Raw genomic sequence first — 11,531 nt, 5'->3', positions numbered from 1 at the left:
CTGTGAGGGTGTCCAGTTCGGCCGCGAACAGTTGGGCGGGGTCGAAGCCCATCCCGGTGAAGTGGCCGGCGAGTTCCAGGGACAGGATGCCGTGCAACCGGGTCCAGAAGATCAGGGCACGGTGCAGGGCGGCCGACGGGGCGGGATGGCCGGCCGCCCACTGCCGATGACCTTCCAGGTGCGCGTCGAACGGTGTCGCGGGGCGGTCCGAGGGCAGCGTGACACAGGCGTCGAGCAGCGTCGTCATGATCTCGGACGCGATCTGGGTGACGCCGTCCGGCGCACGGTAGCCGGGGACGGGTGTGCCGTAGACGAGGAGGTACCGATGGGGATCCGCCAGGGCCCATCCGCGTAGGGCGTGCGCCAGCGTGGTCAGGTCGGCACCGGACCCGGCCGCGGCCCGGAAGGTGTCGGCAAGACTTCGGTACGCGTCGGTGACGAGTGCGGTGATCAGTTCCTCGCGGTTGGCGAAGTACCGGTAGAGCGCCGGTCCGGTCATCCCCATCTGCTTGGCGATCGCGTTGAGGGAGAGTGCGGACGCGCCTGCGGTGGCGATCTGCCCCCACGCCCGCTCTTTGATCTCCGTACGCACCTGGGCGCGGTAACGCTCGCGCGGGGTACTCGCGCCTGCTTCCGTCATCGCCTGCCGACCTCCCGTCCTGCCACGGCTACGTGCCCAAGCTTTCAGTTAGAAGCTATCACGAAACTTCTTGACTCTCGCGATGGTAGTCGTTATAACTTATAACGAAGGCGAGAGGCAGTTAACTACCGAGTCGTGGAGGTCGTCATGAACGTCGAGGGACTGGTCGAGGTCGTACTGCCGGGCAGGGTGGAGCCGGAAGGGCTGGAGATCAGGCGCGGCGCCGTTCCGGCCGTGGGCCCTGGGCAGGTACTGATCAGGATGGAGGCGACCGGGGTCTCCTTCGCCGAGCAGCAGATGCGGCGCGGGCGCTACTACGACCAGCCCGCGTTCCCGTTCGTGCCCGGCTACGACCTGGTCGGTACGGTTCTCGCGATCGGCGAGGGTGTCGAGCCCGGCCTGACCGGCACCCGGGTGGCCGCGCTGGTGAAGGTTGGCGGCTGGGCCAGCCACGTGCTCGTCGACGCGGCCGACGTGGTGCCGGTGCCCGACGGCGTCGGCCCGGCGGAAGCGGAGACCGTGGTGGTGAACGGCATCACCGCGTGGCAGATGCTGCACCGCAAGGCGCGGATCCGCGCCGGCCAGACCATCCTCGTGCACGGCGCCAACGGCGGCGTCGGCTCGGTCCTGGTCCAACTCGCCCGCGCCATCGGAGTGACGGTGATCGGCACGGCGTCCGCGCGCCACCATGAGGCACTGCGGGAGCGAGGTGTCGTCCCCGTCGACTACCGCACCGAGAACGTCGCGGCACGGGTCCGCGAACTCTTCCCCGGCGGGGTGGATGCCGTCTTCGACCACGTCGGCGGCCGAGGCATCCTCGACTCCTGGGGCCTCCTCGCACCCGGTGGCACCCTCGTCTCGTACGGCAGCGCCTCCACCCGCGACGACACGGGCTCCACGCAGTGGCCCGTACTCAAGCTGCTCGGTCGGGTGTGGTTGTGGAACATTCTGCCCAACCGTCGCCGCGCCTACTTCTTCAACATCTGGGCCGGGCGGGCCCTGGCCAGGAACCGGTTCCGCGCCCGGTTGCGCGCCGATCTCACCCAGGTGTTCGCAGCCCTGCTGCGCGGCGAGATCACTGCCCAGATCGCCGGCCAACTGCCACTGACCCGGGTCGCCGAAGCGATGCGACTGGCCGAGTCCGGCACCGTCGCTGGAAAGGTCGTCCTGAATCCGTAGCGCGCCCGAACTGTCGGCGCGGGTTTGAGAAGTTGTTGATCAGGTCCAGTGAAGGTTCGGCTGGCTTGTTGTTGGGCCGGAAGTCGGGTACCGGACGACCGGCATAGAGATGCCCACAGGCTTTGAACACACCATGGGGTGGGGCTGCGGGTGCGTGTCAGCCGAGTGCTTTGCGTAGCAGTGCCGTCAACTGGTCCTGTTCGTCGGGTGACAGTCGTCCGACCGCCGTGCGGGCGAAGGTGAAGGCTGTGGTGAACCGGTGGTTGATCTCGTCTCCTCGGGGGGTTCTGGCGACGAGTCGTGCGCGGCGGTCCTGGGGATTCGGTTCGCGGGTCACGAGGCCGAGCGTTTCGAGGCGCGCGACGATCTGGGTGATGTTGGAGGCGTCGCAGCCGAGCTCGTCGGCCAGGGCGCCCATGCCGCGTCGCTCGTCGAGTCGCCCGAGCACACATGCCTGGGCCGGGCTGAGCGACAGTTGGGCTGCGGCCGCCTCGTAGGCGCGGTCGTATACGTCGACCAGCTCGAACAGGACGGCCTCGGCCTCGGACGAGGTGGTTACGGGCCCGTTCGGCAGTGCCATGCTCCCAGCCTAGAACAGTTACTTGATTCGCTCAAATAGCTGTGATCCAATGATCCTTGATTCACTCAAGTAACAGGGAGGGTCCATGGACAGCAGAGTCGAGCGGACGGCAGGCGGCGCGATCGTGGAGCCGCAGATGAACGCGGTCGTCCTTGACCGGTTCGGCGGAGTCGACGAACTCTCGTCGCGCCGGATACCGCTCCCAGAGGTCGGCGACGACGACGTCCTCATCCGGGTGGAGTTCGCAGGGGTCGGGTCCTGGGACGCGGTCGAGCGAGAGGGGGACTACGACGGCGCTTTCGGTGTCGCGTCGACCTTCCCCTATGTCCTCGGCTGGGACGCGGCGGGCACGGTGGCCGCGGTCGGACGCAACGTCACCCGGTTCGACGTCGGCGAGCGTGTCTACGCTGCGACGATGCCGGTGCCGCATGGCGGCTTCTACGCCGAGTACGGCGTCGTCGAGGCGGAGTTCGTCGCTCGCGTGCCCGACCGGGTGCCGACCGAACAGGCCGGCGCGATGGCTTGGGATGCCCTGACCGCACTGAGCGGCCTCGATCTGCTCGGCCTGCGGCCGGACGAGACGCTCATGGTCTTCGGCGCCAGCGGGGGTATCGGGCACATGGCCGTGCAGCTGGCGCGGCACAGCGGCATCCGGGTGTTGGCCGTGGCCTCTGGCGACGACGGCGTCGCCCTGGCCCGGCGGCTCGGCGCCGAGGACGCCGTCGACGGTCGCAAAGACGATGTGGTGGCTGCCGCGTTCGAGTTCGCACCAGGCGGGCTCGATGCGGCTCTGGTCACGGTAGGAGGCGAGATTGCCGATCGGTCTCTTCGCGCGATCAAGAAGTCGGGGCGGATCGCGTGGCCGAACGGTGTCCTGCCGGTGCCTGTTACGTCGCTGGGCGCGACGGTGTCCTACTACGACGGGGATCGAGGCCGCGCCGGCACCGATCGACTGAACGCGATCATCGAGGCGAGCTCCTTCGAGGTCCACGTCGCCCGGACCTTCCCGCTGGAGCACGCCAAGGATGCGCATCGCACCCTCGACGATCACTATGTCGGGAAGCTGGCCCTCAAGGTCGGATAGAACCCACAAGCGGTCCGAGGCTCCGGCTGTCAACGGCATCAACGTCGTTCAGCTGACACCCCCTTGATGCGACGCCAACTCGAACCCAAGCGGGACCACGGGGTCGGTCTCCACGCGGCGTCGACACTTCGCCGGCCGTCTCGTCGACCGGTGCCGCGATGTTCTCCACCCCACCCTGGAGATCGTACGGAAACCCGCCGACCACAACGCCGCACCTTTGACCAGCACGACTGACACCACTCTCAGACACTCACTCGGGCATGGACCTCGAAGTTGCCACCTATCATCGCCCGATGGGAATCCTCGCTGAAAAGGACGACTGGCAGCCGCCGCAGCGGCCCGATTGCGCATGCCGTGAGCATCTGGAAGATGTGCACACGCTGGTCATCTCGAGCCGGGACTGGGATGAAGACCCCACCTTTGAGCAGCTCCTCGCCACCGGGTCGCTGAGTGTACGGCCGGTGGACCCGAAAGAGCGGTTCATGACCGTCTTCGACGAGGAACAGAACGGGTCTCAGCTCGGCCCGCTGCACTGGGGTATGTGGGCCGGCGATGAGATCTACGGCTGCTATGCCGACGACGCCACGCTGCCCCTCGATCGGTCAATCGCCGCTCAGCCGGGTGTGGAACTGGTCGATTGGTGTGACCGGGAGGAGTTCCTGATCGGAGCGCCTGGCCTGTGCGAGAGTGGCATGCTGGCCGCGATTGCCCGGGCGCTGCAAGACCCGAGGGTACGCGCCTGAGTCGCACGGTGCCGTGGCCGGAATGGAATCTCCAGCCGGCTATCCCCGCGTGCTGGTATCGACGGTCACCCCGGTGAGGCGCTCGGATTCGGTCCACAGGCGCTCGGCGGCGGCGAGATCCCGGCCGGCGGAGCTGTAGGCCACCCGATTCGGGTACCCGCGTTGCTCGAGGAAGCCGGACGGGCCGTGGTACTCGCCGCTCTGCGCGTCGGGTTCGGTCGCGGCGCGTAGGGTCGGCAGGGCGCCCATCGCGGCGGACTGCGCGAAGACCCGGTCGCCCAGTCGGCCGAAGCGGGTCAGCAGAGTGCCGCCGTCCGCTCCGGGGCCGGTCGACTGCAGGTTCGTCGCGGCGTAACCGGGGTGTGCGCCGAGGCTGCGTACCGGCTGGTTCGCCGCGCGCAGGCGACGGTCCAGTTCGGTGAAGAACAGGATGTTGGCCAGCTTGGACAGGGCGTACGCGCGCCAGGGCCGGTACCTGCGCTCGCTCTGCAGGTCGTCCAGGTCGGTGAGTCGACCGTAGCGGTGCAGGCCGCTGCTGACCGTCACCACCCGGGCGCCGGGCCGGTTCACCAGGCGCGGTAGCAGCAGGCCGGTCAACGCGAAGTGGCCGAGGTGGTTGGTGCCGACCTGCATCTCGAAGCCCTGCGCTGTGGTGCGGCGGTTGGGTAGCGCCATCACACCGGCGTTGTTGATCAGGAGGTCGAGAGATTCGACGGAATCGGCGAAGCGGCGCACCGAGTCCAGGTCGGCGAGGTCCAGGGATCCACGCTCGGCACTGGCGTCCGGGGCCGCTGTGCGCAGCTGATCGAGGGCGGCGTCACCGCGTTGCGGGTCGCGGCAGGCGAGGACGATGTGTGCGCCGGCCCGAGCGAGGGCGAGGGCGGTCTGGTAGCCGAGGCCGCTGTTGGCTCCGGTGACGACCGCGACGCGGCCGGACTGGTCGGGGATGTCGGCAGTGGTCCAGTGGGCCATGCTGCACTCCTTTGGCTCTCGGTGCCTGTATGGCACCTGGTGCCAAATTGGCATTGATAGACTGTCCCACATGGCGGCGCCGAACACCAACCCCCCGGGGCCGGACACCAAGCCTCCAGGGGCGAACACCAACCCTCCAGGGCCGAAGAGCAACCCTCCGGGACTCCGCGAGCGCACCCGGAATGCGATGCGTGCCGAGATCGCGGCCACCGCGGTGGACCTGTTCGTCTCCCGGGGGTTCGAGCGGACCACGATCGACGACGTGGTGGCGGCCACCGGGGTGGCGCGGCGGACGTTCTTCCGGTACTTCGACACCAAGGAGGACCTGGTCCTCGGCTACCTGGCCGACATGGGTGACCTGATCTGCCAGGCGTTGGCGGCCCGCCCCGCTGCCGAGTCGGTGTGGGAGGCGCTGCGGCGGGCGATGGACGACGCCAAGCGCATGTTCGTCAGCGATCCAGAGCGGTTGATGGCGATCTTCCGACTGTGCGAGCAGACGCCGTCGTTACGCGCCCGGCATGCCGAGAAGATCGGGCGGTGGCATCGCGGGATCGCCGAGGAGCTGGGCCGGCGGATGGGCGTCGACCCGGCCGTGGACCTCCGGCCCGCCACCTTCGCGGCGGCGGCGCTCGGCGCGCTGGACGCTGTCTGTGCGGCGTGGAGCGGTGGACGCCGGGGGGACGATCCGGACGTGCTGCTGGACGAGGCATTCGACGCGCTGCGCGGACCGACGCCGCGTTCGGGATGACCACCTAGACGCCTCGACGCACCCCCACGCGCACCGCCGCTTTTCGCCGACCCGATCGGTGTGCCGGGCGTTCAGTCGAATTCGGGCTTGGTGAGTCGCCAGGCGGCTCCGATGAGGCCGACGTGGGAGAGCGCCAGCGGGGTGTTGCCGAGGTGCTCGCCGGTCCTGGGGTCGATCTGTTCGGCGAACAGTCCCAGGTCGTTCGCGCGGGCGGCGGTACGTTCGAACAGCGCGGCGGCCCGCTCGGTCTCGCCCGCCATGGCGAGGCACTCGACGAGCCAGAACGTGCACGCCACGAAGCCGGCCGGATCATCCGGCCAACGTCGGACCAGACCGTCGTCGGTCATCAGGTTCGTCGCGATGGCCTCGATGGTGGCCCGCATTCGCGGATCGGTGGCCGGCACGATACCCGTACCGGGCATGACCAGGACGGACGCGTCCAACTCCGGCGATCCGATGACGCCGGTGTAGGCGCCGACACGGTCGTTCCAGCCGTCCCGCAACAGCGTGGCCCGGATCTCGTCCCGGACCGCGGCCCACCGCTCGGGGTCGGCATGGGAGCCGATTATCGGCGCGAGCTTCACCGCACTGTCCAACGCACCCCAGCACATTGCCTTCGACGCGACGTAGTGCCGTCCGGGGCCACGGTCCTCCCACATGCCGGCGTCCGGCTCCCGCCAGTGCGTGGCCTGCTCGGCAAGTCCGGCGAACAGCGCCTTCGACTCGTCCGAGAGGGGACGAAGCTCATCACGGAGAAGATATGCGCCGATCAGCACACCGGGCACGTCGTGCTGCCGCTGGCGCCAGGCGTCGTTGCCGACCCGGACCGGCCGACTGCCGGCGTACCCGTGGAGGTGGTCGAGGGAGTACTCGGAGAGGTCCCGCTCACCGGTGACCCCGTACATGATCGGCACCGGTTCGTCGCCGGTGCGTCCGGCGGAGCGGCCGGCCCAGTCGAAGAGCCGGCCGGTGTCCTCCGGACACGTCGTCACCCAGAGCGCCCGCATGGTCAGGATGAAGTCCCGCAGCCAGGCGTACCGGTAGTCGTAGTTCTCGGTACCGCCGAGCCGCGCCGGCAGCGACATGGTGACGGCGGCGACCACCGCCCCGCTGGGCCGGTAGGTCAGCCCCTGCACGACCAGCGCACTGCGCCGCACGAGCTCGGGATAGCGTCCGGCATAGGGGTGCAGTTCCCGGATCACCCGCCACGCCTCGACCGTCTCGGCGAGCGCCGGCGCCGGATCCAGACGCTGTGGAGGCGGGCCGTAGGCGGGTGCGGAGGCCAGGTGGAAGCCGAGCACCTGCCCGGCGCTGACGTCGAACTCGGCGTACGCCCGGCCGTGCGCGCAGTCCAGCGGGACGGGGCTGTACAGATGCAGGGTCAGCGGTCCGGCGTCGGCCAGGACCTGACCGTCGCGGCAGTGCAGGTACGGGACGATCAGCCCGTAGTCCGGCCGTGGGACGTACTCGCAGCGCATCCGTACCGTGCCGGTGAGTCCCTCGACGACCCGGGCCAGCACCATCGGTGAGTTCCGTCCGAGTTCATGACCGCGCGCCCCGGGCTCGGCCACCAGTCCTTCGGTGACCGCGACAGCACCGTCCCCGGAGTGGTGGACGGTCCGCAGCACCAGCGAGTCTTCGACGTACTCCCGCTCGGCCGGCCGGTCCGATGCGGCCACCGGGCAGAGCGTCCAGTGCCCGGCGTCGGCGTCCAGCAGGCGGCCGAACACCGAGGGCGCGTCGAACCGGCCCGGGCACCACCAGTCGATCGAGCCGTTCCGGCTGACCAGTGCCGCCGAGGCACAATCGGACAGCAGGCCGTAGTCGGCGATCTCGGAAGCGGACACCCCGCGCGAATACCCAGGTCAGGCACGCCTAGTACTGCCGGCCCAAGCGATCTGGGCGCAGGAGCGGACGAACCACGCACTCTCCTACGGGGCCCGTGCCCGGTGTCGGCACGGTTCAGCCGGCCAGCCCGGTTCAGCCGGCCAGCCCGGTTCAGCCGGCCAGCCCGGTTCAGCCGGCCAGCCCGAATCAGCCGGCCAGCCCGAACCGCTCGGTGTGCACCTGGCGCTGTGGCACGTGCAGTTGCCGGAGGCTGCGCAGCACAGCGGAGGTCATACCGGCGGGGCCGCAGACGAAGACGTCGCGTTCGCGGATGTCGGGTACCAGCTCCAGCAGGTGGTCCGGCCCGAGGAACGGGCCCGTCGGCGGCACCGGCCGGGACGGGCCGGTCACCAGCCGCAGTTCGGCGCCGCGGGCGTCCGCCAGCGCCCGCAACTCGTCCGCCAGCACGGCGTCGGCCGTCGAGCGCACCCGGTACAGCACGACGACGTGACCCTCGAGGTTCTCCAGGAGCGAACGGATCGGGGTCACCCCGACCCCGCCCGCGATGAGCAGCGTCGCGGGCCGGGTCCGGTGCATGGCGGTGAAGGCGCCGTACGGCCCCTCGGCGAACACCCGGGTGCCGACCCGGACCTGGCGGAGCGCGGCGCTGCCGGTGCCGACCGCCTTGGCGGTCAGCCGCAGCGTCCGACCGTCGGGCGCCATGGAGAGCGAGAAGGGGTTGGCCTGCCACCAGCGGTCACGGCTGAGAAATCGCCACAGGAAGAACTGGCCGGCCTGGGCCGGCAGCCGGTCGAGGCGGTGCCCGGTGATGTAGATCGACACAACGGTGTCGGACTCGGGTACGACCCGCGTGACGCGGAACCGGTGGCGGAGGTTGCGCCACAGCGGCAGGAGCACCCGGCCGGCCAGCACGGCGCCGAGCGCCACGCCCCAGAGCGTCCACCAGTACGCCCTGGCGAACGGGGACGCCGTGAAGGTGGTGCCCACCGCGATCTGGTGGGTGAGGGCGAGCAGCACCCCGGCGTACGTGCCGAGGTGGATCAGGTGCCAGGTCTCGTAGGACAGCCGGCGGCGGGCGAAACGAGCCGAGACGATCCCGATCGACAGGAGCAGGCCGGCGGCGAACATCGCCCACAACACGCCCTCCCAGTTCGTCGCGAGGTCGACGACCTGCCCGGCGAGAGTCTTGCCGGACATCATGGCCAGACCGACCACCATGCAGGTGGCGTGCGCGACGATGGTCCAGAGCAGGGTGAAGCCGGTCCATCGGTGCCAGGCCGTGAGCCGGTCCATCCCGATCCGGCGGTCGAACCACGGCAGCCGCGCGATCAGCAGCAGTTGCAGGGCAAGGATCATGGCGGCGTGCAGGCCGAAGAACCGGCCGAGGACGAAGGGGAGGCTCGACCCCGGGTACGGTGACACGACGAGCAGCATGTTCACCACGGCCACGTTCGCGGCGAGGCCGAGCCAGAGCGTGAGGCGACCGACCATCCCCGGACGTACCCGGGGGATGGTGACGTGCTGGGCAGCAGGGGTGTTCACTCGGGTGATCCCTCTTCCTGGAGCGCAGCCCGCCGGAGTTGCCGGTGCGGACGACCCGCCGGTGACCGATCTGGCAGGCTGCCGACGGGAGGAGAATCATGCTCGGCTATGACGACATTGTGGAGCTGCTGACCCTGCACGCAAAGGCCTACGAGCTGTTGATGTGGCTGAGCCGGGCGTCCGTGGACGACCCCGGGCTGTTGTCGGTCGACGCCGCTGCCCGCCTCGCGCGCCCGGGTACGGCCGCCGCCTGGATCGCGGAGCATCGCGCCGAACTGCCGGCCGGGCTGGCTCCGGTCGACCCGCAGGGCCCCTTCGCCAACCTGCTGTCCTCGTTCTTCTCGACCTCGTTCCGGGTCGAGCACCTGGAGTTCAAGAACCGCATCGTGTCGGCGCGCATCGTGTTGTACGCCTCGCCGGGGCCGCCGGACCGCACCGGGATCGTGCGTACCCAGGCCCTCGCCGTCAAGCATCTGGCGAGTTCGCAGAAGCTCCCGACAACCGAGGGGCAGGCCAGGAGCCTGCTCCGGGCACGCCGGGATCTTCGGGACGCGGTCCTGTTGTGGACCTATGTCTGGGAACTCGACCGGCGGGCCCGCAACCGGGGCAAGGGTCCGGTGGTCCACCAGATCTGGCGAAGTATTCCCTGGGAGAGGAAGCGCGCACTCACCGCGGACCAGGTCTGGACGGCCCGGCAACAGTTGCTCGACGCCGCCCGCGAGCATGCCGGGGGCGGCGCCTGAATCCACACTTCCGTCGCCGGCTGCTCCGGCAGCGTCACCCGGCGGGCCGGCGGTGGGCAGCCATCCAGCCGGTGGCGAAGTCGACCAGGGCACGCTGGGGCATCAGGCGCGCGGTCGCGTTTCCCACCCGGCCGACGGTCACGCCCCCGGTGGCCTCGAAATCCGCGCCGAGCCGCACGAAGTCGCTCTCGTCGGGCACCACGTCGGTCCAGACGACCCAACGGCTCGTCCCGTCGGGCTGACGCACGGACGAGCCCGCCACGGCCCGGCGCGGCGCCCGCTGGCGCCACTCGGCCAGATGCAGCGAGGTGTTGGCGTCGTGTCCGCAGCCCAGCAGCAGCACCGTTCCGTTCCGCTCGTACAGCGCCCCGAGCGGGGAGTCGTCGCCCAGCCCGTCGTCGAGCCGATGCCGACCCACGATCTCGGCGGCGCGTGAGCCCAGCGCGGCGAAGGACACCTGCGGGTGGTCGCTGCGTAACGCACCGGGCCAGGTCCGGACGGCCTCGGCGAGAACGCCCATCCACTGGCTCGGCGTGCTGGCGGGATCGAATCCGGGAGTCTGTCCACGGATCACCGGCCACCACGTCGACGGGACGGGCGGATTGCGCCACTCGGCCGGATCCGTGTTGTCCGGTGTGTGGGTCGGCACGACGAGGGTGCCGTCGGGACCCAGCGCCGCCAGCAGGGCGAGGACCACCGCGTGGACACCGCCGGCGACGAAGCCGAGGCTCCGCATCGAGGAGTGCAGCAGCACCACACCTCCCGCCGGTACTCCCAGATCGTGCAGCTCCCTGGTGAGCGAATCGACGGTGTGCGGCTGCTGCTGTTCCACGCAGCGAGGATAGTGCGCCCGCTGCGGGAAAAGACCAGCGAGCGCCGCCGATTGCCGATTCGGTACGGTGCAGCGCATGTCGATCGCGCCGTGGTTCGCGGATCGGGTACGCACCCGCGCGGTGCTGTGGCGGTCGGGGCTGTCCCTCGGCGTACTGCTGCTCGTGGCCGGTGTGCTGGGTGTCGGATACGCCGGGCGTGACCTGCGCTCGGCGTCCGTGCACGTCGCCGACGTACCGGTGGAGGTCGTCCGTCCGGTCGGCGGCGGGGTGGGGCGGCCCGCTGTGGTGGTCGCCCACGGGTACGCCGGGTCGGGACGACTGATGCGGCCGTTCGCCGACACGCTGGCGCGGCGGGGGTACGTGGTCGCCCTGCCGGACCTGGCCGGCCATGCCGCCAACGTCCGACCGCCGACCGGGCCGGACGAGATCGACCGGGAACTCGCCGCCGTCGTGCGGTACGTGCGGAACCTGCCCGAGGTCGATCCGGCGCGGGTGGCGTTGCTCGGACATTCGATGGGTGCCGGAGCGGTGGTCCGGGTCGGGGCTGCCGACCCGCTGATCGCCGCCACCGTGGCGATCTCGCTGGGCGACGGTGCGGCAGCGGCGTTACGGCCCGGCC

12 protein-coding genes are annotated in these 11,531 nt (G+C 70.2%); 6 read left to right on the top strand and 6 right to left on the bottom strand.

Features of this window, described 5'->3' with window-relative positions; genetic code table 11:
• A partial coding sequence (locus I0C86_RS34700; protein WP_196205540.1) for a TetR/AcrR family transcriptional regulator occupies positions 1 to 640 on the bottom strand: 640 nt, incomplete at its 3' end.
• Positions 641 to 787: 147 nt separating this feature from the next.
• On the opposite strand from I0C86_RS34700, the gene I0C86_RS34695 reads away from it, so the two are divergent.
• Complete coding sequence (locus I0C86_RS34695; protein ID WP_196205539.1) at positions 788 to 1,819, top strand: medium chain dehydrogenase/reductase family protein; 1,032 nt, start codon at positions 788 to 790, stop codon at positions 1,817 to 1,819.
• A gap of 157 nt (positions 1,820 to 1,976) precedes the next feature.
• On the opposite strand, the gene I0C86_RS34690 is transcribed toward I0C86_RS34695, so the two are convergent.
• Positions 1,977 to 2,399: a MarR family winged helix-turn-helix transcriptional regulator gene (locus I0C86_RS34690; protein ID WP_196205538.1), complete on the bottom strand. Its 423-nt coding sequence runs from the start codon at positions 2,397 to 2,399 to the stop codon at positions 1,977 to 1,979.
• A 136-nt stretch (positions 2,400 to 2,535) separates the two neighbouring features.
• Between I0C86_RS34690 and I0C86_RS34685 the strand changes: the two genes are divergently transcribed.
• Both I0C86_RS34685 and I0C86_RS34680 read left to right on the top strand, forming a co-directional pair.
• Positions 2,536 to 3,483, top strand: a complete 948-nt coding sequence (locus I0C86_RS34685; protein WP_196205537.1) for a quinone oxidoreductase family protein — start codon at positions 2,536 to 2,538, stop codon at positions 3,481 to 3,483.
• A 293-nt stretch (positions 3,484 to 3,776) separates the two neighbouring features.
• A complete protein-coding gene (locus tag I0C86_RS34680) occupies positions 3,777 to 4,226 on the top strand; it encodes a hypothetical protein (protein ID WP_196205536.1) in 450 nt (149 codons plus the stop codon).
• A 39-nt stretch (positions 4,227 to 4,265) separates the two neighbouring features.
• On the opposite strand, the gene I0C86_RS34675 is transcribed toward I0C86_RS34680, so the two are convergent.
• The gene (locus tag I0C86_RS34675; RefSeq protein ID WP_196205535.1) at positions 4,266 to 5,198 is read right to left on the bottom strand and encodes an oxidoreductase; all 933 of its coding nucleotides are present in this window, start codon (positions 5,196 to 5,198) and stop codon (positions 4,266 to 4,268) included.
• 70 nt (positions 5,199 to 5,268) lie between these two features.
• Between I0C86_RS34675 and I0C86_RS34670 the strand changes: the two genes are divergently transcribed.
• The gene (locus I0C86_RS34670) at positions 5,269 to 5,946 is read left to right on the top strand and encodes an acyl-CoA-like ligand-binding transcription factor (protein WP_196205534.1); all 678 of its coding nucleotides are present in this window, start codon (positions 5,269 to 5,271) and stop codon (positions 5,944 to 5,946) included.
• A 71-nt stretch (positions 5,947 to 6,017) separates the two neighbouring features.
• Here I0C86_RS34670 and I0C86_RS34665 read toward each other — a convergent pair whose 3' ends face one another.
• Both I0C86_RS34665 and I0C86_RS34660 read right to left on the bottom strand, forming a co-directional pair.
• The gene (locus I0C86_RS34665) at positions 6,018 to 7,793 is read right to left on the bottom strand and encodes a glycoside hydrolase family 15 protein (RefSeq protein WP_196205533.1); all 1,776 of its coding nucleotides are present in this window, start codon (positions 7,791 to 7,793) and stop codon (positions 6,018 to 6,020) included.
• 187 nt (positions 7,794 to 7,980) lie between these two features.
• Positions 7,981 to 9,336, bottom strand: coding sequence for a ferredoxin reductase family protein (locus tag I0C86_RS34660; protein ID WP_323374025.1), 1,356 nt, complete (start codon positions 9,334 to 9,336; stop codon positions 7,981 to 7,983).
• A 98-nt stretch (positions 9,337 to 9,434) separates the two neighbouring features.
• On the opposite strand from I0C86_RS34660, the gene I0C86_RS34655 reads away from it, so the two are divergent.
• Positions 9,435 to 10,079 (top strand): hypothetical protein, encoded by a 645-nt coding sequence (locus I0C86_RS34655; RefSeq protein WP_196205532.1) that lies wholly within the window; start codon positions 9,435 to 9,437, stop codon positions 10,077 to 10,079.
• Between the two features lie 34 nt (positions 10,080 to 10,113).
• Here I0C86_RS34655 and I0C86_RS34650 read toward each other — a convergent pair whose 3' ends face one another.
• Positions 10,114 to 10,911 (bottom strand): aminoglycoside N(3)-acetyltransferase, encoded by a 798-nt coding sequence (locus tag I0C86_RS34650; protein WP_323374024.1) that lies wholly within the window; start codon positions 10,909 to 10,911, stop codon positions 10,114 to 10,116.
• Between the two features lie 76 nt (positions 10,912 to 10,987).
• On the opposite strand from I0C86_RS34650, the gene I0C86_RS34645 reads away from it, so the two are divergent.
• On the top strand, positions 10,988 to 11,531 hold a 544-nt coding region (locus I0C86_RS34645), incomplete at its 3' end, for an alpha/beta hydrolase (protein ID WP_196205531.1).

This window comes from Plantactinospora alkalitolerans, from assembly GCF_015690345.1.
Classification (GTDB): domain Bacteria; phylum Actinomycetota; class Actinomycetes; order Mycobacteriales; family Micromonosporaceae; genus Plantactinospora; species Plantactinospora alkalitolerans.
The sequence above is the reverse complement of the archived record's forward strand: the minus strand, read 5'-3'. Positions and strand labels throughout refer to the sequence as shown.

What these genes read in the sequence shown, in the direction of transcription:
- I0C86_RS34675 (WP_196205535.1), bottom strand. Translation starts at nt 5,198, where the DNA reads ATGGCCCACTGGACCACTGCCGACATCCCCGACCAGTCCGGCCGCGTC.
- I0C86_RS34655 (WP_196205532.1), top strand. Translation starts at nt 9,435, where the DNA reads ATGCTCGGCTATGACGACATTGTGGAGCTGCTGACCCTGCACGCAAAG.
- I0C86_RS34685 (WP_196205537.1), top strand. Translation starts at nt 2,536, where the DNA reads ATGAACGCGGTCGTCCTTGACCGGTTCGGCGGAGTCGACGAACTCTCG.
- I0C86_RS34695 (WP_196205539.1), top strand. Translation starts at nt 788, where the DNA reads ATGAACGTCGAGGGACTGGTCGAGGTCGTACTGCCGGGCAGGGTGGAG.
- I0C86_RS34690 (WP_196205538.1), bottom strand. Translation starts at nt 2,399, where the DNA reads ATGGCACTGCCGAACGGGCCCGTAACCACCTCGTCCGAGGCCGAGGCC.
- I0C86_RS34680 (WP_196205536.1), top strand. Translation starts at nt 3,777, where the DNA reads ATGGGAATCCTCGCTGAAAAGGACGACTGGCAGCCGCCGCAGCGGCCC.
- I0C86_RS34670 (WP_196205534.1), top strand. Translation starts at nt 5,269, where the DNA reads ATGGCGGCGCCGAACACCAACCCCCCGGGGCCGGACACCAAGCCTCCA.